The sequence below is a fragment of the Kribbella sp. NBC_00482 genome (assembly GCF_036013725.1).
In the GTDB taxonomy this organism is placed as follows: Bacteria; Actinomycetota; Actinomycetes; order Propionibacteriales; family Kribbellaceae; genus Kribbella.
Map to the genome: position 1 here is coordinate 8,988,555 of NZ_CP107881.1, position 25,864 is coordinate 9,014,418.

Consider the following 25,864-nt stretch of genomic DNA (forward strand, 5'->3'; position numbering starts at 1 on the left):
CGATCATTGACGGGCATTCGTAGGCGTCAGGGATGCTTTGGAATGGCACCCGCCCGCCCCGGGTTGCACGGTGAGGGACGTCCGACGAGAAGGAGCACGGAGTGGCGATGGAACTGGGACGGTACGGGATCTGGCACGGCGGCCAGCATTACGGCCCGGAGCTCGCGGCGGGACTGGAGCAGGCGGGGTACGGCGCGTTGTGGCTGGGCGGCTCGCCGGAGGCCGATCTGCGCGACGCCGAGGTGTTGCTGGCCGCAACGAGTTCGGTTGCCGTCGGCACCAGCATCGTCAACATGTGGAAGTCGCCCGCGGCCGACGTCGCGGCGTCGTACCACCGGTTGGAGGACGAGCACCCGGGACGGTTCCTGCTCGGCGTCGGGATCGGGCACCGGGAGGCCACCGGCGAGTACAAGTCGCCGTACCAGACGATCGTCGGGTACCTCGACGAGCTCGACGACGCGAAGGTGCCAGCCGACCGGCGGGCGCTGGCCGCGCTCGGCCCGAAGGTGCTGCAGTTGTCCGGCGCGCGAACGGCCGGAGCGCTCCCCTACCTCACCACTCCGGAGCACACCCGGGAAGCGCGCCGCACCCTCGGCGGCGGAGTGCTGCTCGCTCCGGAGCAGATGGTCGTGCTCGAAACCGACCCGGAGATCGCGCGTGCGACGGCCCGTGACCGGTTGGCGCCGTACCTGCAGCTGAGCAACTACACGACGAACTTCAAGCGACTCGGGTTCACCGACGACGACTTCGCCGACGGCGGCAGCGACCGGCTCGTCGACGCGATGGTCCTGCACGGCTCCGCGGTCGAGATCGCAGCCGGCCTGAAGGCCCACCTGGACGCCGGCGCGGACCACGTCGCCATCCAGCAACTGGGCCACGAAGGCATCGACCTACTCCCCGGTTACGAGGCCCTGGCAACCGTTCTCGGATAGGTCTTGATTCCGGCCAGGAACGGGGGAACATCAGCAGTAGGCGCACCACATGGCGCGGTGCGTTTTGGAGGTGTTTCCCCATGACTGAGCGACATGAGTTGCGATGGGGCGGCTTCGCCGGACTGGCCTTCGTCGTCCTGGCAATGCTGGGCAGGTTCCTGCCCGGTAATGCTCCGACGGTCGGTGATTCGGACAGTACGATCTCGAGCTGGCTCTCCGACCACCGGACCACGATCCTGTTCAGCTCGCTGATGTGGGCTGCCGCGGCCGGGTTGGTCATCTGGTTCTCGGCGGCGTTCGCCGAGGCGATCCGTGAGCGGGCCGAGCGCAGCGACGTGCACCTGGCGTTGCTGGCCGGTTCGGTGCTGGTCGGCGGCGCGATCTTCGTGAACGCCGGGCTGACCGCCGCGACCGCGTTCGGCATCGACGGCCGGGACGCGGCGATCACCAGGTCGATGTACGACCTCAGCGCGGTGATGACGACGATGATCGGCTTCGCCGCCGCACTGCCGTTGGCCGCGGCCGGGATCGGGGTACTGCGCACGCACGTGATGCCGAACTGGCTCGGCTACCTCGGCCTGCTGGCCGCCGTGGTCTCGTTCATCGGCGCGTTCGGCGTGTTCGCCGACAGCGGCACGTTCGTTGCCGGCGGCATGTTGATGACCACGGTCCCGCTGCTGCTGTCCGCGGTCTGGATCATCGGCGCGAGCGGCTACATGGTTCGCGAGCACCTGCCGGAGCTCACCACTGGAGACGCCGCCGTACCGCAGATGTAGCGGGTCTATCGCATCGTGAAGTCGGCGAAGTCGAAGCCCGGTGACACGATGCACGACACGAGCACCGCCTCGTCACCCACGGGCCGGGCCGCCTGCCACGCGCCCGCAGGTATCACCACCTGCGGCCGCTGGCCGGCGCGCACGTCCGGCCCGAGGGTGACCGTCCGATCGTCGTACTCCAACGTCAACGGCCCGCCTGAGTGCCACAACCAGAGCTCCGTCGACCGCACCCGGTGCGACCGCGACTCCTCCCCCGGCGCGAGCAGGAAGTAGATCGCGGTCGCGCTGGCCCGAGTCCCGTCGTACCCCTCCGGCGCGAACTCGACCGGAGAACGCCACGTCTGCCGGTACCACCCGCCCTCCGGGTGCGGTTCGAGATCGAGCAACTCGGCCAACTCCGGCTTCTGCATGGTCCGATTCTCCGGCAGAGTGCGGTCCATGACCGAGCTGCCCTCCGAGTACCACCGCCGTCTGCCGTACGGCGAACGCATGTCGGCCGAACCGTTGCTCACATCGCCGTTCTTCCCGTTCGAAGGCGAGCTGCAGGTCGTGCCGCTGGCCGATCCGGTGCTGCCCGAACCGCCGCGACGCGGTGAGGACGGCGGTCAGCCGTGCCCGAAGTGCACGGATCCGGACGGGTCCGTGATCTGGCGCGACGAGCAGTGGTCACTGAAGGCGTTCGAGCCGACCGGCCTGCCGCTCGTGGCGCTCCTCGAGCCACACGAGCACTACCGCCTCGACAATCTGCCGCCTGAGCTGACCGCCACCCTCGGCTCGATGATCCAGCGCGTGGCGAAAGCGATCCAGAGCATCGACAGCGTGGGCCGGACGCACTTCAACCGCTGGGGTGACGGCAGCGAGCACTTCCACCTCTGGTTCCTCGCCCGCCCCGTCGGCATGATGCAACTCCGCGGCGCGATGATCGCGGCCTGGGACGACATGCTCCCGAAGGTCCCCGCCGACGAGTTCACCGCGAACATCCGGCTGGTCGCCGCCGCCCTCGCGGAGGACGGCGGCGAGGCCGTTGGATCAGTGGGAGCCGAGTGACCGCGCGACGATGATGTCGGTCTTGCGCACCGGCGGGCCGTCGACCGGTGCCGGGTCGTCGGGTGTCGGTGCGATCCCTCCGGCGGCCACCCGGTCGAGCGTGGCGAGCCCGAGGCGGTCGACCGAGCCAAAGACGGTGTAGTCCGGCCGCAGCCGCGAGTCCCCGAAGACCAGGAAGAACTGCGACCCGTTGGTGTTCGGGCCGGCGTTCGCCATCGCCAGTGTGCCGCGGGCGTACACCTTCCGCGTCCCGGTCGTGTCGTCCGGCCAGTTCGGCAGGTCGGTGGGCAGCTCGTCCTTGTACGAGTAGCCCGGCCCGCCCGCGCCCGTACCGCTCGGGTCACCGCACTGCAGCACCTTCAGCGTCGGGTACAGCGTGAGCCGGTGGCAGGTGGTGAAGTCGTAGAACCGGCTCTTCGCCAGGTGCAGGAAGCTCTGCACCGTGCACGGCGCCTTCGCCCGGTCCAGTGACAGCAGCATCGGCCCCTGGTTGGTGGCGACGACGACTCTGACGATCCCCTTGTCCGGTGTGTGTTTCGGGTCGGGCGGCAGTGACACCGGACGGGCAGGCGGCTCGTCCGGTGTCACTGTGTAGCCGCAGGGGCCTTTGGTACTCGGCGGCGTACCGGCAGCGTCGGCCGGTGCTGTGGCGACCAGCAGACTGGCCGATGTCAGCACGGTCAGTGCCGCGATCACGATGGTCTTCCTCATCAAGAATTCCCTCCCGCAATGGTGAAGAGCCGTAGGTCACGGTTCTTGGGCAGCGTGATGCTCACGGGGGTCTGCGTCAACATCACAGGTGCCGTGGCGAAGATGTGCGTGGTGACGTTGTCCTGTCCGCCGCCCGATTCGTTGCGGTACGGCGTGGTTGCGACGATCACGTTGCCGTAGTGGAGGGTGTCGCCGCCACCGCCCAGGTCCAGTCGCTGAAGGACAGGTCGATCTGCGACGTCGTACCGTCCGCGTAGTTGAGCGTCGCGGTCGTCTCCTGGTTGCCGTTGACCGCACTGCCGATGAAGGACAGCGTCGTCGTACCGGCGGGCAGGTCCAGGTTGAGCAACTGTCCGTCGGCCGGCACGTTGTCGGGCTCGCCGGCGGGCACGTCGGGCCACGTGAAGCTGAGGCCCTGGACGGTACCTGTGCCACCTGCCGTCAGACCGGCCGCCGCCAGCGCCTGCCGTGAGTAGCTGACGCCGCCACCGTCGTAGTCCGCGTCGGTGTGGTCGCTGTTGTCATCAGAGATGCCCACACCTTCACGTAGTACGAAGAACGAGTTCGGTTGCCCCACGACCACAGTGAAACCGACCTGTGGCAAGGCGGTTCCGTCAGCCGCCTTCATCTGCACTGTGATGGGGTAGCGGCCGTCCGGCGTACCAGTGGCAGCTGTGATCGTCACTGACGCACTACCGACCTTGTCGACGTGGAACGTGCCGGTAGCAGGTGTTGCTGTGAGACCGGCAGGTGTTTGCAGCGTGTAGCTGACGTCCTGCGCCGTACCGCTCAGCCGGTGGGCCTGCAGAGCTACGGGTGCACTTGTGGTGCCAGGAGCGATGACTACGCGGCTGGTGTCCGTAGAGGTCTGGAACGGGATCTCGCCGGTCCGCCACGACGGCGGTGCGTCCTTCGCGCCCCAGGCCTTGTTCGGCGTCGTACCAAGCGTGAAGTCCAGCGTCCCACCACGCTGCACGAACGACTCCGGCAACCAGGGCTTGGTCGAGGTCTTCCCGTTCACCTTCAGCGACTGCACGTACTGCGCATCCGCACCCGGAGCGTTGATCCGGATGGTCTTGCCGTCGCGGTGGATCACGGCCCGCGGGAAGAGCGGCGCCGCGACCTGGAGCTCCGCGCGGCTCGGTACGTCCGGGTAGAGACCCAGTGCGGTCCACACGTACCAGGACGACATCGCACCGAGGTCGTCATTCCCCGGGATCCCGCCGGTGCTGGTGTTCCACAGCTGGTTCATTGCCTGCCGCAACGTCTCCTGCGTCTGGTACGGGCGGCCGGTGTAGTTGTAGATCCAGGGCGTGTTGATCGACGGCTCGTTGTCCATCTCGGCGTGCAGTTCACCTGCACCGGTCAGCGCCCAGGTCCCGTCCGGGTTCTTGAAGAACGCATCCAGCCGCTGGTTCACGGCGTCGGTGCCGCCCATCGCGTCGACCAGACCGGCCCGGTTGTGCGGCACCATCCAGCTGTACTGCGCACTACTGCCCTCAGCGAACCCGTCGTACGTCGACGGCGTGAACGCGGGCCAAGCACCGTTGTCGTCCCGGTTCTGGATGTAGCCGCCGTTGGCCGGGTTGAACACGTTCTGCCAGTACTGCGACCTGGTGAGGAACTTCTGGTACGTCGACTTGTCGCCGGTCCGTTGCGCGAGCTGAGACAGTGCGAAGTCGTCAGTCACGTCCTCGAGCGTTTCGACCGCACCGCCCCACGCGTTGGATTTCGTGGGGATGTAGTGCAGTGCCAGGTACTTGTCGAGCGACGGCCGCTGCCCGATCGACATGACCGGCTTGCCGGCCGAGCTGAGGTCCTTCGCGGTCGGTACGGTCGCTGCCTTCACCAGAGAGCGCAGTGCGCCGCGGGCGTCGAAGTTCGTTCCACCGAAGGCGTAGATGCCGGCCACAGCTGGTGCGGACGGGTCGCCGGTCATCACCGCCGTACTGCCAGATGCGTGCGTCCACCGGTCCCAGATGCCGTCGTTCTGCGTGGCCTGGTTGAACAACGATTGCGCGATGTCTCCGGCGCGGTCGGGTTCGAGCAATGTAACTAGTTGCAGTTGCGACCGGTAGACGTCCCAGCCCGAGAACGTCGCATACTGCGCCTGCTGCCCGCGCGACAGGTAGTGCGGTTTCTGGTCGAAACCCCAGTACTGCCGGTTGACGTCGCTGAACACGTTCGGGTGCAGCAGGGCGTGGTACAGCGCGGTGTAGAACGTGGTGCGCTGGTCCGTCGTACCGCCGGTGATCTCGATGCGGTCGAGCTGCTTTCGCCACGTCTGCTTGGCTTTCGCGGCCGTGACGGCGACCGACGTACCGCGCGGGTTCTCGGCGCGCAGGTTCGCCAGCGCGTTGGCAGCGCTCACATAGGAGATGCCGATCCGCATCGTCACCTTGTCCGATTTGTCATGGTCGAAGCCGACGTACCCACCGGACCCCTTGTTCGGCGGCATCCACCCGTCGGCGCCGTACGTCGTACCGCCGGTCGCCTGAGTGCTCCCCGGGGTCACCGTGGTGTCGGTCCAGGTGCCCTGGTTCTTGAACGGCTGGTCGAACTCGGCGACGAAGTGCAGCGTGTAGTAGCTGCGCTGCCCGACGCTGGCCAGGTAGCCGCAGAAGTTCCCGCTCGTCACCGACCCGCTCACCGTGCGGTGCGCCGCGTCGATGCTGACCTGCGCGTCGCTGGATCCGACCTCGGAGTTCGACGTACGGAACATCAGCGTCTTGGCCTTGTCCGCCGGGAACGTGAACGCCGCCGACCCGGTCCGCGTGGTCGCACTCAGCTCCGCACTCACCCCGGAGTCGAGACCGACCTTGTAGTAGCCCGGCTTCGCGACCTCGTTCGCATGGCTGTACGTCGACGCGTAGAGCTCGTCCTTCGCATCACTCTGCGGCGAGCTCGTCACCTCACCCGCCAACGGGAAGACCGGGATGTCCCCCGACCCACCCGCGCACCCGGTCCCGCTCATGTGCGTCAGGCTGAATCCACGGATCTTGCTCGCCGAGTACAAGTACCCGCCCGGGGCAGCAGTCCGGTACGCATTCCCCCGACTCGTCTCCGGACTGAACGACAACATCCCGAACGGCACCACGGCCCCCGGGAACACGTTCCCCGCATTCGTCGTACCCACCAACGGATCCACCTGCTCAGTCGGATCCGAAGAACTACTGGTAATCCGGCTACTCCCGACCACCTCCGGCGTACGCAAACCACCAACCACAGGATCAGGCGGAGTCGCGGTGGTCGGAGGGCCGCCGGAACCGGCCGGAGACGGAGTGGGCAGAGCCTGGGCAGTGGGCGCGAGCGCTGCGATCAGAACACCCGCGAGCACGAAGCTCGCGCGGCGGGACAGGGCGGAACGACGCATGAGCGGAACCAACCTTCGACGTCGGAACGGGGCGGAGTGACATCGTTGTCAGCAACAAATACCCCAGCCGGTCCCCACGGTCAAGGTCCCGCCCTCTGCCTACACCGCGGGCGTCAGCGGCCGAATCCGGCCCAGCGGTGCTTGGTAGCGGGCTGGGCGCGGTCGGTGGTGGAGGCTGCCGACGACCGGTCGGGCTGCTGCAGCGGTACGGCGTTGAGGGTTTCTTTGACGGTTCGGGCCGAGTCGTCGACGCGGTCGCACACCGCGGCCACTCTTCCCTGGACATCGGAGGTCTTGAGATGCGGCTCCTGGGCGAGTCGCTGGAACTCCGTTCGGACGTCGTCGGTCAGTCGCGCGCGCAGGTCCGACAACGCCTCCCGCGTCGGCTCGAACCTCTCGCGCAGGTGAGATGCCAGTTTCGCGTCGACAACCCGTTCGAAGATCTCCTCCCGCGGCGCCTTGAGCAGATCGCGGACCGCGTTGTCGGGCCATTCGCCCAGCGCCCGCCCGTACTGAACGGCCAGAGCCAGGGCGGCGTCCCGGGCCACCGGATGCTCGGCCTCGCCCTCCTGGGCGTCCCGCAGCCTCGACCCGAGCTCGGGGCTGAGCCGGTAGCAGATCCGGTCACCGTTGACGGCCCAGTCCGCGTGCCGCAGCCCGTCGTTCAGGAACCGGTCCGCTTCGCCGCCGACGTCGAGTGCCATCTTGATGGGTCCGCCCCCTTCGGTCTCCCGGGCTTCGATGCGCTTGTCCAGCGCCGTGAACGTGACAACCCGGATCGCGTGCCGGAGCTCGGTCACCTCGTCAGAGCTGAGGGAGTCAGGTCGTTCCGCCGCGGCCTCGAAGGCGCGACCGATCGCGTTGTCGAACACCATCGACCCGTCGGGTCGCACCGCACCCAGCGGCCCGGTCGACGCGTCGAACGACACGCCTCCCGTGTTGCGATGGACCTTGAGCTCGCCCCAATCGATGACATTGACCACGAGCTTGTCGAGAATTGTCTTCGCACCATGCGATGGCTGCGACGTGCTCACGAACCGATCTCCTTCTGCTCGCCGTCGGTTGTCCGCAGGACACTAGCGACGAGATGGACCACTCTCGATGTGCGGCAGGTAACGATGCCGGCATCCAGATCCGGGATTGCTCAGGTGTGGTCCTTGGCCGGCCAGGGGGAGTCGGCCGGGCGGAGGGTATCGAAGCCGGGGCCGTTGAGGGCGGTCCAGGCGGCGAGGGCACCCATGATGAGGATGGGGTTCTGGAGGTGGCCGGCGAGGGCGGCGCCGACGACGTCGACGAGAGGGGCCCAGACGGTTTCCATGTCGGCCTCCTCATGCACCCGCTCGAACGACTCCGGAGCCGGAGACAGGTCGCGGGCCAGGAAGATCCGGACCGCCTCGTTCGTCAGGCCGGGTGAGGTGAACGCGTCGACCAGGATCCGCCAGTCGGCGGCCTTGGTCGCGGTCTCCTCCCACAGCTCGCGCTCACCGCCCAGGCGGTACTGCTCCCCCTGCACGTCGAGCAGCCCGGCCGGCGCCTCGAGCAGCTTGTAGCCGACCGGGTGCCGGTACTGACGCACGAGCAGCATCCGGTTGTTCTCGTCGAGAGCGACCACGCCGACCGCTCCGGGATGTACGACGACATCGCGGACGAACGACTCACCGCCGGGCGGTTCGATGGTGTCCCGGCGTACCGAGATCACCCGGCCGGTCTCGTGCACCGTCTCCGAGGCGGAGACCGGCCAGCGCTCGGGCTGATCAGCCAGCCCGGCGCCGAACCGGAGCTCCGGGTAGTCGGTCATCGAGCCTTGACCGTCTCAGCCTTGGCGGCAGGCTTCTCGGTCTTCTTGGCCACCGGCTTGGGGTCCTCGACCGGGAGCCGGGACTCGCGCTGCCGCTCGATCGCGGCCGCGACCAGCCCGGAGAAGAGCGGGTGCGGCTTGGTCGGCCGCGACCGCAGCTCCGGGTGCGCCTGCGTGGCCACGAAGTACGGGTGCACGGAGCGGTCCAGCTCGATGAACTCGACCAGCTCGTTGTCCGGCGACAGTCCGCTGAACACCAGCCCGGCGGTCTCCAGCTTGTCCCGGTACGCGTTGTTGACCTCGTAGCGGTGCCGGTGCCGTTCCTGCACCGACGGGGCGCCGTACAAGGAGCGGACGATCGAGCCGTCGGCCAGGTTCGCCGGGTAGAGACCGAGGCGCATCGTTCCGCCCAGGTCGCCGGTTCCGTCGACGATGTGCTTCTGCTCCTCCATCGTCGCGATCACCGGCTGCTCCGCATCCGGGTCGAACTCGCTGGAGTTCGCCTGGTCGAGACCGGCCAGGTCCCGCGCCACCTCGATCACCATGCACTGCAGGCCGAGGCAGAGCCCGAGGATCGGGACGCCCTGCTCGCGGGCGTACCGGATCGCGCCGATCTTGCCCTCGATGCCGCGCACCCCGAACCCGCCCGGGATGCAGATCGCGTCGACGTCGCCGAGCAACCGGGCCGCGGCCTCGGGCGTGGCGCACTCGTCGGAGGCGATCCAGCGCAGGATCACCCGGGCGTCGTTGTCGAACCCGCCCGCACGCAGCGCCTCGGCGACCGACAGGTACGCGTCCGGCAGGTCGATGTACTTGCCGACCAGCGCGACCGTGACCTCGTCCTTCGGGTGGTGCACGACCCGCAGCAGCTCGTCCCAACGGGTCCAGTCCACGTCGCGGAACTGCAGGTTCAGCCGGCGTACGACGTACGCGTCCAGACCCTCGGCGTGCACGACCTTCGGGATGTCGTAGATCGACGGCGCGTCGACCGCGGCCACGACCGCCTCGACGTCGACGTCGCACATCAGCGAGATCTTGCGCTTCACGCTGTCCGGGATCGGCCGGTCGGCGCGGCACACGATCGCGTCGGGCTGGATACCGATCGACCGCAGCGCGGCGACCGAGTGCTGGGTCGGCTTGGTCTTGAGCTCACCGCTGGGCGCCATGTACGGCACCAGCGAGATGTGCAGGAAGAACACGTTGTCGCGGCCGACATCGTGCCGGACCTGCCGCGCCGCCTCGAGGAACGGCAGCGATTCGATGTCGCCGACGGTGCCGCCGATCTCGTGCAGTACGACGTCGACGTCCGGGCCCGCCATCGCGAGCATCCGTTCCTTGATCTCGTTGGTGATGTGCGGGATCACCTGGACGGTGTCGCCCAGGTACTCGCCGCGGCGCTCCTTGGCGATCACGCTCGAGTAGATCTGGCCGGTGGTCACGTTCGCGACCTGGGAGAGGTCCCGGTCGAGGAAACGCTCGTAGTGCCCGATGTCCAGGTCGGTCTCGGCGCCGTCGTTGGTGACGAACACCTCGCCGTGCTGGAACGGGTTCATGGTGCCGGGATCCACGTTGAGATACGGATCCAGCTTCTGCATCGTGACGCGGATGCCCCGTGCCGTCAGCAGACTGCCGAGGCTGGACGCTGTCAGTCCCTTACCGAGACTGGATGCCACGCCACCGGTGACGAATACGTGCTTGGTCTGCTGCGAATTGGAAGCCCTGTCCACGGGTCTTCAGCCTACCTGTTGTCAACCACCGGTCGCGACGAGACCCGCGTAGATGTCGAGCAGATTCTTCGCCACCGCGTCTTCGTCCATCCATCTGGAGGCCAACTCCCGGCCGCGTGTCCGCATAGCGTTCGCGGTGTCGGGCTCCGCCAGGACGGCCCGTACCCCGTCCGCCAGCCCGTCCGCGTCAGCGGGAAACGCCAGTACAGCACTGTCCCCGACCAGCTCGGGTACGCCGCCGACCGCGGTGGCCACCACCGGTACGCCGACCTGCATCGCCTCCTGCAGGACGAGGGCACGCGCCTCCCAGTGCGATGTGAGCAGAAACACATCGGCCGCACCGAGCAGATCGGCCACATCGTTGCGGTGACCGAGCAACCGGACCGGCAGCTCCTCCGCGTCGATCCGCGCCTGCAGGTTGTCCCGCAGCGGTCCGTCACCGACGACCACGAACACTGCGTCCGGAGTCGACTCGTGTACGCGGGAAGCGACGGACAGCAAGGTCGGGTAGTCCTTCTGTGGCGCCAGACGCCCCACGGTGAGCACCATGGGTTGGTCGCCGAGTCCCAGCTCCCGCCGTACGGCGGCACGTCGTGCACGGATCCGTGGCATCGCCGGAGCGGCCACAGGTGCCAACTGCGCGTTGCGGGCGCCGAGGCTCTTGGCCAGGTCCACGAGGTCGCTGGACGCCCCCAGAGTCAGGTCAGCGCCTCTGGCAACCAGCCGCTGCCCCATCCGCATCACGAGTCCTCGTGGTCCGGGGGCGATCACCGCGTTGTGCCAGGTGACGACCAGCGGCCGCAGCCGGGACCTGTCCCGCAGCGCGGTCATGCCGGCGCGGTAGCCGTGCGCGTGGATGACGTCGCACTCACGCAGTCCGGCCGCCTGGGAGACGACGGTCGCCGGGGCGAACTCGAAGTGCTCGGCCGTGCCCGGCGGAGCACACACCACCACCTCGTGCCCCGCACTGACGAACCGCGGCACCAGCGAGGCAACGTGCTGCCCGATGCCGCCCCGCGACTCCGCGAGCAGCAGCCCGATCCTCATGGTTTCTCCCGTCGTACGAGTGCGCGAGCGTCCGCGCGATCCAATGCAAGCACGACCAGGGCGTACACGACGACGGCGGCGAGCCCGGAGAGGACGGAGAACGCCACAGCCTTGCCTACTCCACCGTCCCCAGCTGGCAGTGCAACCACCCAGCCAGCTGCACCGGCCAGCACAGCGCCCGCCAGTGCAGTGAGGTGGGCACGTGGTACTCCCGCTAGTACAGCTGGTCCAGCCTCACGACGCAGGACCAGCAGCAGTAGGACGGCGCCTGCGACCATGCCGACGGACATCGCGGCAGCCAGCGCGGGTACTGCGTCCCAGCGAGTCGTGAGCACCACACCGGCTACAGCCACGAGTATCCAGGCCGCGGATGTCACCACGGCCACCTCACGCCCGGAGTGCCGGGCGTAGAGCACCCGGCCGACATGCATCAGTACGGCGAACCCGATGGCAGCTGGTGCGAACGCGATGAGTCCGTTGGCCAGTGAGGTCGCCTTGGCCTCCTGCACCGCGCCGTCGTCGTACGCAAAGATCCTGGCGACCGGTACCGCCGTAGCGACGAGCAGTGCGGCGCCGGCACCGCCGGCCAGCATCACCGCGCGGGTGGACGCCGCGGCGTAGCGGTCGAAACCCTCCCCTGCCTCGAACGCTGCCGCCAGACGAGGGAAGACCGCTGTGGTGATCGGCACGGCCAGCACTGCGTACGGCAGGAGGTACACCGCGTTGGCCCACGTGTACACGGCAATGCTGCCCGCAACGCCACGGTGGTTGGCCAGGTACGTCGTGACGACGAAGGTGAGCTGTTGCGCGACCAGTACTGCCAGGCCCGCGAGTGCGAGCTTCCGCAGTACCGGTCCGACGCCCGGGTCCAGCCTGAGGGTCGGTCTGATCGGCAAGCGGAGCAGGAGCATCGGGACGAGCACTGTGAGGGCCAGCGCGAGGACGCCGGCCGTAGTACCCCAGGCCAGCAGGTCGGTGGCGCCTCGCGAGGCCGAGTCCGCGTCAGGGGCCGTACCGGCGAACACGAAGTAGGTGCCGACGACCACGAGGCTGGAGATCAGCGGTGCCCACGCCCCGGCCGCGAAACGCTTGTGGGACTGGAGAACGGCGGTCGCGACCACTGCCACGGCGTACCCGAAGACCTGCGGCACGAAGATCGCCAGCATCCGGGTCGCGGTCGCCGTGGAGCTCGCGCAGTCGGCACCAGGGTCGAGCATCGCGTCGGTGTACCGCCCCGCCAGAACCCAGGCCAGCAAGGCGACCGGGGCCAGCAGCACGAACGACCAGGACAGCAACGCCCCGACGATCCGCCCCTGCGCCGCCCGGTCGCCGCGGGCGACGGGACCGGCCAGGACCGGAATGACCGCACCCGCCAGCGCCCCGCCGGCGACCACTTCGAAGAGAATGTTGGGCAGCTGATTGGCCGTCGTGTAGGCCTCAGCCAAACAGCCCGCGCCGACAGTTTTCGAGAACACCAACCACCGGCCGAAGCCGACAACCCGCGCCAGAACGGTGACGGCCGCAACAATCAGGGCCGCGCGGGCGAGCCGGCTCACCTGGGTCGACGGCCCCACTGGTCGATCTTGTCGAGAACCGGGGTGTCGGCGATGACCTTGGTGAAGCTGACCTTCTCGCTGGCCAGGTTCAGGCCGACGACGGCCGCCAGCACGAGCGTCTTCAACGGACGCGGGAGCGACGCCGCGAGCGCCGTACCGGTGATGGCACCGAGGCCGTTCGCGCCGCAGTCGCCCAGCATCGAGCGTTCGCCGAGGTCCGACGGGGCGGACGCCGCGGCAGCGCCGACGACGGCACCGGCCGGACCGTTCACGACGGCCAGCGGTGCGTTCAGGGCGGTCACGGCCTTGAGCGCGCGGCCGGGCCGCAGGTCGAGGAGGTTGGTGAGGTTCGCCGTACCGGCGATCAACGCGCCGTCGGCAACGACCCCGGCGACGGCCTTCACACCGCGCGACTTCCGCGGCAGCAACGCGGCGGCCGCGAGACCGGCAGCGCCGACCCCGAGGATCTTCACCGCACCGCTCGTCACCTCACCGCGCTTCAACGCACTCAGATGACCGCGAAAACCCTTCGCCTGCGTGGTCCCGCGCAGGTCGTCGTACGCACCGACCGCGCCCGACACCGCGCCGGCCACCAGCGCGGCCGCCTTCACCTTGCCGCTGCCGCGGGACGCCGCGACGCCGGCCAGCGCACCGAGCACCGCCACCGGACCCTCGAGCAGCGTCACCGGTTCACCGCGGTGGTTGGTCCGCTCGAACGGCTCCCGCGTCTCCTTCGGCAGCTTCTCCGCCGCACGCTCGAGCCCGGCAGTAGCGGCCGCCGCGACGGCGGCGCTCAGAATTCCCACGTCAGTTGTCCTTCGTCTGTACGGCCGACGGCGCGACGCCGTTCTTCGCGTTGATCGCGCCGTACTGCCCCGCCTTGCCCTCCGCCTGCTCGACCAGCGAGAAGACGACGGTCGCCTGTCCGGCAGGGATGTCGGCCACGTCCACCGAAGAAACGATCTTGGTGGCCTCGGAGTCACTCCGCAAGGCCTTGAGAAGTCCGCCGTCGGCCGCGGTCGCCGGGATCCCCGCGACCACGACGCCGCCGCTGCCGGTGTCCAGGCCCTCGACGAAGTCGACGCTGTCGGTGTACGTCGAGTTGTCCGGCACCGGCGTCGGCGGCTTCGCCGCGATCACCAGGACCAGCGTCGCCCGGTCCTTGATCTGCGACGGCTTCAGCGACAGCAGCTTCGCGCCGGTCATCCCGCTGATCACCTTGGTCGAGTCCGCGTCGCCGGTCTTGCCGTCTTCCTTGGCCGCGATCCCGCGCGCCAGCAGCAGCCCGGCCCGCTGGTACGTCGTACTGTCCTTCGGGATCTGCATGTCCGCGGTGACGAGCTGGTTGACCAGCGACTCGACCAGCTGCCGCTGACCGGTGTCGAACAGCTTCGCGTCCAGCGCGACCTTGGTGGTGACGACGGCACCGGCCTTCTCCACCTCGTCCTGGACGCTGTTGGTCAGGTCGTTGTCGGCGTTCGGCATCGTGACGATCGCGAGCTTCTTGCCGGTCAGCTTGCCGTTGGTCATCCCGGCGGTCACCTTGGCGACGTAGTCGTCGCGGTACTTGTCGAGCGCCTTCACCTGCACAAGTTCGGCGCGGGCGTCGGCCAGCTGCTGACGGTCCTTCTCGGCCTGGCTCGCGACGAAATCCTTGCCGGTGCTCTTCAGCGGGCCGGCGCCGAGCACCACACCGGCGCCCAGGGCGAAGAAGATCGCCACGATCGAGACGATGTGGTAGCGAAAGTCGATCACGTGAAAAGCTCCCGGATCCAGTAGACGAAGTCGCCCCAGCGCGCCCGCAGGATCGACCAGACGACGTCGTCGGCCCCGATGGCGACCATCGCCACCCCGACCGCGAACAGGCCGGCCGCCATCAAGGCGACCACCTGGAACGTCGAGACCCGGCTGCGGTACAGCCGGGAGACACCCTTGGCGTCGACCAGCTTGGCACCGACCCGCAACCGGGTGATGAACGTGCTCGCCATCCCGGGGCGCCCCTTGTCGAGGAACTCCACCAGCGAGTTGTGGGTGCCGACCGCGACGATCAGCGAGGCGCCCTTGGAGTCGGCCAGCAGCATCGCGATGTCCTCGCTGGTGCCGGTGGCCGGAAACTCGATCGAGTCCACGCCGAGCCGCTCGAGCCGCTCGGCCCCGGGCGCGCGGCCGTCGCGGTACGCATGCACGACCACCTCGGCGCCGCACTTCAGCGTCTCGTCCTTCACCGAGTCCATGTCACCGAGGATCAGGTCCGGAACGAACCCGTTCTCGACCAGCGCGTCCGCACCGCCGTCGACCCCGATCAGCACCGGCCGGTACTCGCGGATGTAGGGCTTCAGCGCGACCAGGTCCTCGCGGTAGTCGTACCCGCGGACCACGATCAGGACGTGCTTGCCCTCCATCTGCGTGTGGACCGCCGGTACGCCGACGCCGTCGAGCAGCAGGTCCTTCTCGCGACGCAGGTACTCCAGCGTGTTCGCGGTGAAGGCCTCGAGCTGGGTGGACAGCCCGGCGCGGGCGTCGTCCATCAGCTCCGCGACCGACTTGCTGTCCTGGGTCATGCCCTTCGCGACCGCTTCGTGGCCGCGGTACAGCGTGCCGTCGTCGAGCCGGACCTGCTCGCCTTCGTGCAGGACCGAGAAGACCTCGCGGCCGACGCCGTCGACGAGCGGGATGCCGGCCTCGACGAGGATCTCCGGACCGAGGTTCGGGTACCGGCCGCTGATCGAGTCGGCGACGTTGACCACCGCCGCGACCCGGCAGTCGACCAGCGCCTCGGCGCTGACGCGGTCCAGGTCGACGTGGTCGATGACGGCGATCTCACCCGGCTTGAGCCGTTTGGTGAGATTCTTGGTACGTCGATCCAGCCGGACCACTCCGGTGACGCCGGGTAGTTCAGTGGGTCGTGCTCTCCGCAGGCTGGGCAGTTTCATCGCACCCTCATCCTGCCATGTCAAGAGCCCCTTCCCGGGCCATTTACCCGGCCCGGCCCCGGTTCACGCACCGAATTAACGGTGACTGTCGGTCAAATCATCCCTTGGAACGAGATTTCTTCCGCGGTTTGTGACGTTCCGCGGCCAACGCGAGCAATTCCTCGGCGTGCGCCTGCGCGGCATCGGAGTTCTCCAGGCCGGCCATCATCCGGGAGAGTTCCTTCAGCCGGGCGTCGTCGTCGAGAGCGACCAGGCCGCTGGTGGTGACCGATCCGTCGTCGCTCTTCAGGACGACGGCATGACGGTCCGCGAACGCGGCGACCTGCGGCAGGTGCGTCACCACGATCACCTGGGCCTTCTCGGCCAGCCGGGCCAGCCGCTTGCCGACCTCGACCGCGGCGCGGCCGCCGATCCCGGCGTCGATCTCGTCGAACACCAACGTGGGCACGGGGTGCGTGTCCGACAGGATCACCTCGAGCGCGAGCATCACCCGCGACAACTCGCCACCGGACGCGGCCTTCTGCAGCGGGCGCGCCGGGCTCCCCGGGTTCGCCGCGAAACAGAACTCGACCTCGTCGATACCGAACGGTCCGGCCGTGGTCTCGTGCACCTCGACCGACAGCTTCGCGTGCGGCATCGCCAGCCCGGTCAGCTCTTCGGACACCGCGACGCCGAGTCGGGCGGCCGCCTCGACCCGGGCGTCCCGCATCTGCCGGCCGAGTTCTGCGAGCTTCGCGTCCAGCTCGGCCACCTCGGCCGTCAACTGCTCGACGCGCTCGTCGCTGCCGTCGAGGTCGGCCAGCCGCTCGGCCGACCGCTTGGTCCAATCGATGACCTCGTCGACGGTGCCGTCCTCAGCGCCGTACTTGCGAACCAGGTTGGTGAGCAACGAGCGTCGCTCGCTCACCACAGCCAGCCGCGCCGGATCGGTGTCGACATCAGCGGCGTACGACGAGAGTTCCTGCGCCAGATCGGCCGCCAGGTAGCCGAGCTCGCCAGCCCGGTCGGCCAGCTCGGCGAGCTTCGCGTCGTGCTCGCGCTCACCGTCGAGGACCTGTTTCGTCAACGCCAGCAGGCCGAGTACGTCGTTCGGCCGGGTGGACTCGAGATCCTCCGACGCCAGCGCGTCCGCCGCGTTCGTGGCCGCCGTACGCAGACCGTCGGCGTACGCGAGGCGATCTTCCTCGGCCGCGAGCTCGCTGTCCTCGCCGGGCAACGGCTCCGCCTTCGCGACCTCGTTCAGACCGAACCGCAGCAGGTCCGCCTCGGCGAGGCGATCGCGCTCGCGGGTGGTCAGCTCGGTCAGCTCGGCCTCGACCTCACGGTGCCGTTTGTACGCGGCGGCGTACTCCTGCAGCGGCACCAGAACCGGCTTGCCCGCAAAGGTGTCCAGCGTTTCGCGCTGCCGCGCCGGCTGCAGCAACCGCCACTGGTCCGCCTGCCCGTGGATCGCGACGAGATCCCCGGAGATCTCGCCCAGCACCGAAACCGGGACGGACGCGCCGCCGAGGAACGCCCGCGAGCGACCCTCCGACGACAGCTCGCGCGCGATCAGCAGCTCGTCGTCGTCCAGCTCGCCGCCACGGTCCTCGGCCTGCTGCACGATCGCCCGCGGCACGTTGCTCGCGCGCCCCTCCACCCGCGCCCGGCGCGTCCCGTGCCGCACCAGACCGCTGTCGGCGCGGCCGCCGAGCAGCATGTTCACCCCGGTCACAACCATCGTCTTGCCGGCACCGGTCTCACCCGTGACCGCGGTGAATCCCGGGTCGAGGTCCAACGTCGCGTCCTCGATCACGCCCAGCCCAGTGATCCGGATCTCCGAAAGCATTGTCAGTGTCCGTTTCCGTTGCGTTTGCGCTCGGCGGCCCCACGCCAGCCGAGCACCGGGAGATCGAACTTCGCCACCAGCCGGTCGGTGAACGGCGCCTCGTGGGCCCGGGCCAGCCGGACCGGCGTCGAACCCCGCCGTACCTGGATCTCGGCGCCGGGCGGCACCTCGACCATCCGCCGGCCGTCGCACCACAACACGCCGCGCCCGCGCCAGGACGGGACCAGCTCGATCGACAGCCGCGACGTCGGGGCCACCACGATCGGCCGGGAGAACAGCGCGTGCGCGCTCAGCGGCACCATCAGGATCGCCTCGACCTCCGGCCAGACGATCGGTCCGCCGGCCGAGAAGGAGTACGCCGTACTCCCGGTCGGCGTCGCCACCACGACGCCGTCACAGCCGTAGCGGGACAACGGGCGATCGTCGACCTCGACCAGGACCTCGAGCATCTTCTCCCGGGCCGCCTTCTCGACACTCGCCTCGTTCAGCGCCCAGGTCTCGAAGATCAGCTCGTCGTCCAGCCGTACGTCGACGGCCAGCGTCATCCGCTCCTCGACCGTGTAGCTGCGGTCCACCACCACCTGGACGATCCGCTCCAGGTCGTCGACCTCGGCCTCGGCCAGGAACCCGACGTGGCCAAGGTTCACCCCGAGCACCGGCGTACCGTGCGGGCGGGCGAGCTCGGCGCCGCGCAGGATCGAGCCGTCGCCGCCGAGCACCATGATCAGCTCGACGTCGTTGGCCGCCTTCTCCGGGTCGTCGACGATCTCCACCGGGTCGAGCTTGAGCTCCTCGGCCTCACCGCCGAGCAGCCGGACCTGCATCCCGGCGCCGGTCAGCAGCCGGTGCGCGTCACGCGCGACCTCGACCGCCTGCTCCCGGCCGGTGTGCGTCACCAGCAGCACGCGCCGCGGCTCGTGCTCAGCCACCCTGCCCCCTCATCACTGTGGACCGGTCTCGATCGCTGTTTGGAGCATCGTCTCATCGAGAGGCAGTGCTTCCCGGCGTATCCACAGGAAGTATTCGACATTTCCTGACGGTCCAGGTAACGGGCTGGCCGCCACGCCTGCGATTCCCCAGCCCAGGTCGTGCGCCTTGGCGGCGACATTCCGGACCGCCTCCGCCCGCAACTCGGGCTCCCGGACCACGCCGCCCTTGCCCAGCCGGTCCTTGCCGACCTCGAACTGCGGCTTCACCATCAGCACCAGCTCACCGTCCGGTTTCACCACCCCGAGCAGCGCCGGCAGCACAAGCGTCAGCGAGATGAAACTCAGATCGCTGACCACGAGATCAACCGGTTCACCACCGATGTTGTCCAGCGTCAGCGTCCGGACGTTGGTCCGGTCCATCACGGTGACCCGCTCGTCGGTCTGCAACGCCCACACCAACTGGCCGTATCCGACGTCGACGGCAATCACGTGCGCGGCCTCGTTGCGCAGCAGTACGTCGGTGAATCCGCCGGTGGACGCGCCGGCATCGAGCGTACGGCGGCCTTTGACCTGGACCGCCGGGAACGCTTCGAGGGCGCCGATCAGCTTGTGCGCGCCGCGGCTCGCGTAGCCGGGGTCCTCGTGCTCGGACGTGTCGACGACGATCGGGGCATCCGCACCGACCCCGGTCGCGGGCTTGCCGGCCACGCTCCCGGACACCTTCACCTTGCCGGCGGCGATCAGTTCGCTCGCATGCTCACGGGAGCGCGCGAGCCCACGCCGTACCAGCTCGGCATCGAGCCGCGACCGCTTGACTCCCTTGGCCACTCGGCTCTTCCGCTAGTTCCGGTCGCCCTGCTCGGCGTCGGCCTCGACCAAGGCGGTCTGCAGCCGGTCGTGCATGTCGGCGTACACCTCGCCGTGCTCACTCACCGGCTTCTCCCGCAACTCATCCAGCCGAGCCATGGTCTCCTCGACCAACGGATGACCACCCTCTTCCTGGGTGGACTGCTCGCTCGTCGGATCTTCGGCCTCGTACGCCGGGTCCCCGGCGGAGCCTGCTTCGAAGGCGTGCTCGTGCTCCTGGCCGGGGGCGCGCGCGAACTCCGGGCCGAACTCGACCGCGGCGGGATCCACGTGCTCCGCTGTCTCTTGGGCCACATCCTGGGCACCGGGCTCGGTGTCGTAGTCGGGGTGCGCCTGCGTCTCCTCGGACTGGTACGGGTCGAAAGCAGGCTCGACGTCCGGGTCCACGTCCGGTGGGAACTGCTCGCCGGGATGCTCGGTCATGTCAGGCCTTCTTCGCCGTCTTCTTCGCCGGAGCCTTCTTGGCCGCCTTCTTCGCAACAGCCTTCTGCGCCGCAGCCTTCTTGGCGAGCGGAGCCTTCTTCGCCGGCACGGCCTTCTTGGCAGCGGCCTTCTTCGCAGGCGCCGGAACGGCCTGGGCCTCGGCCAGTTCGGACTCGAGCGCCTTCACCCGGCGGGTCAGCGCCGCAACCTCCTCGGAGCGGACGAACCCGAGCCGCGCGACCGCGCCCTCGACCTCGTTCGACACGATCGCCTGCAGCAGTTGACGGTTGCTCTTGCTGGTGGCAACGATCTCGTCGGCCAGGTCACTCGCCCTGGTCGTCAGCGCGTCCGCCCCGGTCTGCTGCAGCAACGCCTTCGCAGCCGCTTGGGCCTTCTGCTTGGTGACCTCGGTCAACCCGTTCGCCAGTTGTACGTAGCCACGCACAGCGTCCATCACCATGACTGCCTCCTCGCATCGTTCCCAGCAACGGTATCGCCTCCCCGCCGCAACACCAGCCCACCCCGCGCTCGCGGGGCTACTTGTCGAGTCCGACGCGGTGGAGGGCGGCGTCCAGGGCGATCGTTTCGGCAGTCGGCGCTGGCTTGGGACGCGACCGGCGGCCGCGGGCGGTGGCCTTGGCAGGCTTGGTCGGTTCGGCAGGGGCGTCGACGGCTGCCCAGACCGCGGACAGGATCGCGCGCAATCCGTCGTACGGCGCTCCCTCGCCTTTCACCGTGACCGCGTTGTTCACGACCTCGGCGGTCCAGCCGGCAGATGTGTGCTTCGAACCGCTGACGGTCACGCCAGGCTGCTTCTCGGCCAGCGCCGCGAGGTCTGCGGCGATGTACGTCGGACGCTGGTGTTTCGGCGCCCGCGCCAGGTCGTACGCGTCGTTGACGCCGGTCGCGACCCACAGACTCGCGATCCCGACCGCGTTCGCACCCTCGATGTCGGAGTCCAGCCGGTCCCCGATCATCAACGGGCGCTTGGCTTCCAGCCGTTCGATGCTCGTCTCCAGCAGCGGCGGCTCGGGCTTGCCGGCAACGACCGGGTCCACGTCGACCGCGGCCCGGACCGCCTGCACCAGTGTGCCGTTCCCGGGCGCCTTGCCGGCCGCGGTGGGGATCGTCAGGTCGAGGTTGGTCGCGAACCATTTCGCGCCCTCGTGGATCGCGTGCGCGCCGTCGGCGAGCATCACCCAGTTCACGTCCGGGTGGAAGCCCTGTACGACGGCGACCGGCCGCGCGTCGCTGGTCCGCACCGGCGTCAGCCCGTACTCCTCGAGCGCGACGATCAGCCCCTCGCCGCCGACCACGAGTACCGGGGACCCCTTGGGGAACTCGCTCGCGATCAGCTTCGCGGCCGCCTGCGCCGACGTCACCACGTCCTCGGGGATCACGTCCAGCCCGAACGAGGCGAGGTGCTCGGCAACAACCGCGGCCGGGCGGCTCGCGTTGTTCGTGATGTACCCGATCCGCATGCCTTCCTTGGCGGCCTTGCGGAGGTTCTCCGGCGCGTCCGGGACCGGATCCGGACCGACGTACACGACACCGTCGAGGTCCAGGAGCGCCACGTCGTACCGGGTCGCGAGCGGTTCGTCACACGCCGAGAGCGGCTGCGGCGCTGTGCGTTCCGCGCTCACGCTTCACCCCGTACGATTCCGCGCATGCTGGATCCTCGGGGGGTGCTGAGACTCGACCCACTGCGTGCCTGGCGGTTCGTGGCGGGCAAGGTCAGCGCGCTCGGCGCCGTCACCTCACCGCCGTACGACGTGCTGGAACCCGCCATCGTCCGGCGGCTGACTGACTCTGATCTGCACAACATGGTGAGGCTCATCCTTCCACGCGATCCGGACCTCGGGCGCGGCCGGTACGACGAACCCGCACACCGGCTCGCCGGGTGGCAGCGGGACGGCGTGGTGGTGCAGGACGATCGGCCCGCGCTGTACGTGTACGAGCAGCGCCTGGGGAGCGCCCTACTGTGCGGACTGGTCGGTTCACTGCGGCTGGACCCGACGCGGCAAGTGGTGCTGCCGCACGAGGAAGTCATGCCGCACTGGGTCAACGACCGGCTGCAGCTGATGGAGGCAACCGACGCCGACCTTGAGCCGATTCTGCTCGCGTACGCCGACGGTGGCGCGGCAAGTGACGCTGTGGACGCGGCACGGTCCGGTGAGCCGTGGGTGGAGGCCGAGACGTACAACGGCGCCGAGCACCGCATCTGGCGGATCGACGACCCAGAGGTGCTGGAGACGATCGAGCTGGAGCTGGCCAAGCACGAGGCGGTCATCGCGGACGGTCACCACCGGTATGCGGCGTACCTGGAGCGTCAGCTGCGCGAGCCGTGCCGGCAGACCGCAGAGGTCGGTCTGGCGATGCTGGTCGACTACATCCGGCACCCGCTGACGCTGGACCCGATCCACCGTGTCGTACCGGGTCTTGACCTGATGACTGTGCAGTCACGTACGCCGTCTGGGTGGCAGATGCAGCCTGGTCGAGTGGAGGGCGACCAGAACCGCGTCTCGATCACGGACGGCTCTAGTTGGCTGACGCTCCACACCGATTCCGAGACGCCCACTGTCGCGCTGCTGCATTCGGTGCTGTTTCCGGCGTGGGGCGTGGTCGAGGAAGACCTGAGCTTCCATCACACGTTCTCGGACGCACTGGCGCTGGCTGGCCCTCAGCAGCTCGCTGTGGAGCTCGCGGCGCCCAGGATGGACCAGGTACTGCGTTCGGCCGCGCAGGGCGTCGTACTGCCGCAGAAGGCCACATCGTTCGGCCCGAAGCCACGGGTGGGGCTGCTGTTCCGAACGCTCTGAGTCAGGGGCGGTGGTACAGGCTGAGGAACTGCTCGCGGAGGGGCCTGCGGGCGGCCCGGTGGCGCTCTGTGAGCCGCCCGAGGGTGTAGGAGAGCTCTGGGTCGTCCTGAGCCGCCGCGTCGACAGCCATGGCTGTCAGAGCGTCAGCCGCAGCACAGTGGTCCTGGTGTTGGCCCAGGAGCTCTTGGTACGTCGCTGCGTGCGCTGCGGTCGTTCGTGCTTCGTCACCGAGTACGGCGGCGCTGGTGTCGGCGGCGTACCGCACTCGCTTCGCCAGCAGCCGCACCTCGTGCCAGTCGTCGTCCGAGGTCCAGGGCTTGAGCTTGTCGGCTGCCTGGGTGAACTTCTCGGTGGCGGACTGGAGGAGCTGCGGTAGTACCTCGCTGGAGGGCTTTTCTGCCTTGGCGTTGAGGTCGGGAGCTGCTGCGACGGCGTCGATGGTGGTGAGCAGGTCCTTGGTGGACTCGCCCAGGACCACCTCGGCGGAGCGGGCCGCGGCGCGTTCCAGACCGAGGGTGAGCTTCGTCAGGATCGTGTCGACGTGGTCCTGGTTGTCCTCGCTGGTGGCGGTTTCGCGGACGAGCGCCGCGATCACCTCGAGGTCCCGGGCCTCACCGCAGGCCTGTGCGAGTGCTGCCAGGTCGGCTCGCAGTTCGGTCGCCCAGTCGCCGGCCAGCAGTTTGCGGAACAGCTTCAGATCGCTCCGCAACCGCCGGCAGGACACCCGGACCTGGTGGATGGCGTCGTCCTCGGCGTTCTCCACCATCCCGACAGACTTCTCGAGCCGGCGCGCACCCTTGGCCAGCGCAGTCCCCACCAGCGCCCCAACCAGCTGGTCCCCCACCGCGCCCTCCACGCCCTACTCCTCGCCGCCCTTGGACTCCCCAACAACCTCGTCGCCGTCCTCGGAGTCGTCGTCGTCCACCTCATCGGACTCTTCGGCGTCGTCGAGGTCCTCGTCGTCCAAGTCCTCGTCGGTGTCCACCTCGTCAACGTCGTCGGCGTCGTCCACCTCGTCGGTGTCCGCGTCCTCGTCGGTGTCCGCGTCCGTGGTTGCGTCGGTGTCCTCGTCCTCGAGGTACTCGTCGTCCGCGGTGTCGTCTTCGTCGAGGTCGGTGAACTCGAGACCTTCGAGCTCGGCAGCCCGCTCGGCCGCACCCGTCACCCCGTCACCGTCGACGCCGGCCGCCCGGTGGAACCAGACGAGCGCGTCATCGGTCCGCCCAGCCTCCGCCAACGCATCGGCGTACGCGTACCGCAGCCGCGGCAACCACTCGGCCCGCGTCCGCTTCGCCAGCTCCGGCACGTCGAGCATCTGGACCGCCACCGCGGTCTGACCCTTGTCACGCCGCGCCCCGGCCGCCACGATCAGCAGCTCGATCTGGGTCGCCTCCGACACGTCATGAACGTGCTTGTCCTTGAGCAACGCCAGCGCCTTGTCCGGCCGCCCGAGCGCGCGCTCGCAGTCGGCCATCATCGCGATGACCTCGTGGTTACCCGTCATCCGCCGTACGGCACGGAACTCGGTGAGCGCCTCGTCGTAGTGCTCAGCCAGGTACGCCGTGATCGCCACGGCCTCCCGCACACCACCGAGGCGAGCCGCCAACCGCCGCGCGGTCCGGGCGTGCTGGTACGCGAGCTCCGGGTCGTCGTCGAGGAAACGCCCCGACGCCACCAGATGCTGCGCCACCAGGTCCGCCAACGTCCGCGGCAAGGACCGCAGCTCAGCCTTCACGCCACGATCGAGCTCAGCACCCGTGATCCCTTCCGGAATCTTCGGATCCTCCCGCCGCGGCCCGACCTTCTCCTCACGATCCTCCCGCCGAGGCCCACCCCGCCGCTCATCACGCCGGTCGTCGCGCCCGCCGGCCCCACGCCGCTCGTCACGCGCCCCACCGCGCTCGTCCCGACCTCCGGAACGCCCACGCGAATCCCCGGCCGAACGCCCACGCGAGTCGCCTCGCTCGTCCCGCCGGAACGCACCCCGCCCAGGCCCACCGGCCCCAGCAGGCCCACGCCCCCGAGAGTCGCCGGCACCCCGCCGAGCATCCCCACGGTCATCCCCCGACCGCTCGTCCCGCCGGAACCCACCGCGGTCATCCCGCCCACGATCGTCACGTCCACCCCCCGCACGGTCATCCCGCCGGTACCCACCACGGCTGTCACCGCCACGGTCATCCCGACGGAACCCACCACGGTCGTCGCCACCACGCTCATCACGCCGGTAACCACCGCGATCTTCGCGTCCCCGATCGTCGCGTCCACCGCCCGCACGGTCATCGCGCCGGTACCCGCCACGGCTGTCACCACGGTCGTCCCGGCGGTATCCACCACGGTCGTCACCACCGCGGTCATCGCGCTGGTATCCGGTGCGGTCGTCACGTCCGCGATCGTCACGGCCGCCGCGGTCGTCTCGCCGAGAGCCGGCTACGCCGCGTCCCGCACCAGGCCCGCGTCCCGAACCGCCCCGATCGTCGCGCCGGTACCCACCGGACCGATCGTCACGCCCACCCTGGCCGGACATCTGCCCACCGAACGGATCCCGCGCAGACTTGTCATCACCTCGAGAACCAGCAAACCCCCGCCTGTTCTCGGACGAACTCTCATCCCGATCCCGGTACGACGAACCGCCCGAGCCACCCGAACGCCCACCGGCAATCCCGCCCCGCCGATTCGGCGCCCCACCGCTACGGCCCGCAGAACCTCCGCGACTACCGCCGCCGGCTCCCGACCCGCCACGGCCCGCACCAGAACCAGAACGACCGGCCCCAGAACCAGACCAACTGGATCCAGAACCGGAACGACCGGAACCAGAGCCCGAGCCCGAGCGACCGCCCGAGTTCGAACCACCAGATGAGTTCGAACGACCGGAGCCCGAACGTCCACCACCGGAGCCACCGGAACCGCCTGAGCGGCCGCCGCCTCCGGACGAACCGCGACGGTCCCCTGAACCGGACCGAGGATTGCGAGGTGGCGTCGCCACGGTGACTCCTAACGATGCTGAAGAGCAGTAATCGGACAAACGTTACCGCGCCGGCAGCGGGAGGTGACGTCCTGGTCAGCGGCAGCCGCCGACCCTCCACAAATGCTAAGGGCCA

At 69.0% G+C, this 25,864-nt stretch carries 25 protein-coding genes; 4 read left to right on the forward strand and 21 right to left on the reverse strand.

Annotated elements, in window-relative coordinates:
- Positions 1-107 precede the first annotated feature (107 nt).
- Positions 108-932: an LLM class F420-dependent oxidoreductase gene (locus OHB24_RS43130; protein WP_327636779.1), complete on the forward strand. Its 825-nt coding sequence runs from the start codon at positions 108-110 to the stop codon at positions 930-932.
- Between the two features lie 80 nt (positions 933-1,012).
- A complete protein-coding gene (locus OHB24_RS43135; protein WP_327636780.1) occupies positions 1,013-1,708 on the forward strand; it encodes a DUF4386 family protein in 696 nt (231 codons plus the stop codon).
- Between the two features lie 5 nt (positions 1,709-1,713).
- Here the strand turns inward: OHB24_RS43135 and OHB24_RS43140 are convergent, their stop codons facing one another.
- Complete coding sequence (locus OHB24_RS43140) at positions 1,714-2,118, reverse strand: cupin domain-containing protein (RefSeq protein WP_327636781.1); 405 nt, start codon at positions 2,116-2,118, stop codon at positions 1,714-1,716.
- A 28-nt stretch (positions 2,119-2,146) separates the two neighbouring features.
- Here OHB24_RS43140 and OHB24_RS43145 point away from each other — a divergent pair, with 28 nt between their 5' ends.
- Positions 2,147-2,755 carry a hypothetical protein gene (locus OHB24_RS43145; protein ID WP_327636782.1) on the forward strand — a complete coding sequence of 203 codons (609 nt, stop codon included), beginning with the start codon at positions 2,147-2,149 and terminating at the stop codon, positions 2,753-2,755.
- On the opposite strand, the gene OHB24_RS43150 is transcribed toward OHB24_RS43145, so the two are convergent.
- The 17 genes from OHB24_RS43150 to OHB24_RS43230 all read right to left on the reverse strand — a co-directional run bounded on the left by OHB24_RS43150 (position 2,738) and on the right by OHB24_RS43230 (position 21,590).
- Positions 2,738-3,466, reverse strand: a complete 729-nt coding sequence (locus OHB24_RS43150) for a peptidylprolyl isomerase (protein WP_327636783.1) — start codon at positions 3,464-3,466, stop codon at positions 2,738-2,740. The two genes, OHB24_RS43145 and OHB24_RS43150, sit on opposite strands and share 18 nt — an antisense overlap.
- Entirely contained in the window at positions 3,466-3,636 is a 171-nt protein-coding gene (locus OHB24_RS43155) for a hypothetical protein (RefSeq protein ID WP_327636784.1), read from the reverse strand. The genes OHB24_RS43150 and OHB24_RS43155 overlap by 1 nt, the downstream gene beginning before the upstream one ends.
- A complete protein-coding gene (locus tag OHB24_RS43160) occupies positions 3,633-6,602 on the reverse strand; it encodes a GH92 family glycosyl hydrolase (protein WP_327636785.1) in 2,970 nt (989 codons plus the stop codon). Before OHB24_RS43160 ends, OHB24_RS43155 begins: the two co-directional genes overlap by 4 nt.
- A 350-nt stretch (positions 6,603-6,952) precedes the next feature.
- Entirely contained in the window at positions 6,953-7,873 is a 921-nt protein-coding gene (locus OHB24_RS43165) for a hypothetical protein (protein ID WP_327636786.1), read from the reverse strand.
- A gap of 110 nt (positions 7,874-7,983) precedes the next feature.
- Entirely contained in the window at positions 7,984-8,637 is a 654-nt protein-coding gene (locus OHB24_RS43170) for an NUDIX hydrolase (protein ID WP_327636787.1), read from the reverse strand.
- Positions 8,634-10,364, reverse strand: coding sequence for a CTP synthase (locus tag OHB24_RS43175; RefSeq protein ID WP_327636788.1), 1,731 nt, complete (start codon positions 10,362-10,364; stop codon positions 8,634-8,636). Before OHB24_RS43175 ends, OHB24_RS43170 begins: the two co-directional genes overlap by 4 nt.
- A gap of 21 nt (positions 10,365-10,385) precedes the next feature.
- Positions 10,386-11,411, reverse strand: coding sequence for a glycosyltransferase family 4 protein (locus OHB24_RS43180; RefSeq protein WP_327636789.1), 1,026 nt, complete (start codon positions 11,409-11,411; stop codon positions 10,386-10,388).
- Positions 11,408-12,985, reverse strand: coding sequence for a murein biosynthesis integral membrane protein MurJ (gene murJ, locus OHB24_RS43185; RefSeq protein ID WP_327636790.1), 1,578 nt, complete (start codon positions 12,983-12,985; stop codon positions 11,408-11,410). The genes OHB24_RS43180 and murJ overlap by 4 nt, the downstream gene beginning before the upstream one ends.
- Complete coding sequence (locus tag OHB24_RS43190; RefSeq protein ID WP_327636791.1) at positions 12,964-13,773, reverse strand: hypothetical protein; 810 nt, start codon at positions 13,771-13,773, stop codon at positions 12,964-12,966. Before OHB24_RS43190 ends, murJ begins: the two co-directional genes overlap by 22 nt.
- Before the next feature lies 1 nt (position 13,774).
- Complete coding sequence (locus OHB24_RS43195; protein ID WP_327636792.1) at positions 13,775-14,722, reverse strand: copper transporter; 948 nt, start codon at positions 14,720-14,722, stop codon at positions 13,775-13,777.
- Entirely contained in the window at positions 14,719-15,900 is a 1,182-nt protein-coding gene (gene steA / locus OHB24_RS43200) for a putative cytokinetic ring protein SteA (RefSeq protein ID WP_327636793.1), read from the reverse strand. Before steA ends, OHB24_RS43195 begins: the two co-directional genes overlap by 4 nt.
- A 97-nt stretch (positions 15,901-15,997) precedes the next feature.
- Positions 15,998-17,728 carry a DNA repair protein RecN gene (gene recN, locus OHB24_RS43205; RefSeq protein WP_327636794.1) on the reverse strand — a complete coding sequence of 577 codons (1,731 nt, stop codon included), beginning with the start codon at positions 17,726-17,728 and terminating at the stop codon, positions 15,998-16,000.
- A 2-nt stretch (positions 17,729-17,730) separates the two neighbouring features.
- Positions 17,731-18,657 carry an NAD kinase gene (locus OHB24_RS43210; RefSeq protein ID WP_327636795.1) on the reverse strand — a complete coding sequence of 309 codons (927 nt, stop codon included), beginning with the start codon at positions 18,655-18,657 and terminating at the stop codon, positions 17,731-17,733.
- Positions 18,658-18,669: 12 nt separating this feature from the next.
- A complete protein-coding gene (locus OHB24_RS43215; RefSeq protein WP_327636796.1) occupies positions 18,670-19,485 on the reverse strand; it encodes a TlyA family RNA methyltransferase in 816 nt (271 codons plus the stop codon).
- A gap of 12 nt (positions 19,486-19,497) precedes the next feature.
- Positions 19,498-19,947, reverse strand: a complete 450-nt coding sequence (locus OHB24_RS43220) for a hypothetical protein (RefSeq protein WP_327636797.1) — start codon at positions 19,945-19,947, stop codon at positions 19,498-19,500.
- Position 19,948: 1 nt separating this feature from the next.
- Entirely contained in the window at positions 19,949-20,407 is a 459-nt protein-coding gene (locus tag OHB24_RS43225; RefSeq protein ID WP_327636798.1) for a polyhydroxyalkanoate synthesis protein PhaF, read from the reverse strand.
- A 76-nt stretch (positions 20,408-20,483) separates the two neighbouring features.
- On the reverse strand, positions 20,484-21,590 hold the full coding sequence (locus OHB24_RS43230) for an HAD-IIA family hydrolase (RefSeq protein WP_327636799.1): 1,107 nt from the start codon (positions 21,588-21,590) through the stop codon (positions 20,484-20,486).
- 24 nt (positions 21,591-21,614) lie between these two features.
- Here OHB24_RS43230 and OHB24_RS43235 point away from each other — a divergent pair, with 24 nt between their 5' ends.
- On the forward strand, positions 21,615-22,766 hold the full coding sequence (locus OHB24_RS43235) for a DUF1015 domain-containing protein (RefSeq protein WP_327636800.1): 1,152 nt from the start codon (positions 21,615-21,617) through the stop codon (positions 22,764-22,766).
- Position 22,767: 1 nt separating this feature from the next.
- On the opposite strand, the gene OHB24_RS43240 is transcribed toward OHB24_RS43235, so the two are convergent.
- Genes OHB24_RS43240 through OHB24_RS43250 form a run of 3 tightly spaced genes read right to left on the reverse strand, consistent with a single transcriptional unit; the run spans position 22,768 to position 25,163 of the window.
- The gene (locus OHB24_RS43240; protein ID WP_327636801.1) at positions 22,768-23,622 is read right to left on the reverse strand and encodes a CHAD domain-containing protein; all 855 of its coding nucleotides are present in this window, start codon (positions 23,620-23,622) and stop codon (positions 22,768-22,770) included.
- A gap of 3 nt (positions 23,623-23,625) precedes the next feature.
- The gene (locus OHB24_RS43245) at positions 23,626-24,501 is read right to left on the reverse strand and encodes a hypothetical protein (RefSeq protein WP_327636803.1); all 876 of its coding nucleotides are present in this window, start codon (positions 24,499-24,501) and stop codon (positions 23,626-23,628) included.
- Positions 24,498-25,163 carry a hypothetical protein gene (locus OHB24_RS43250; protein WP_327636805.1) on the reverse strand — a complete coding sequence of 222 codons (666 nt, stop codon included), beginning with the start codon at positions 25,161-25,163 and terminating at the stop codon, positions 24,498-24,500. The genes OHB24_RS43245 and OHB24_RS43250 overlap by 4 nt, the downstream gene beginning before the upstream one ends.
- Positions 25,164-25,864: the final 701 nt, after the last annotated feature.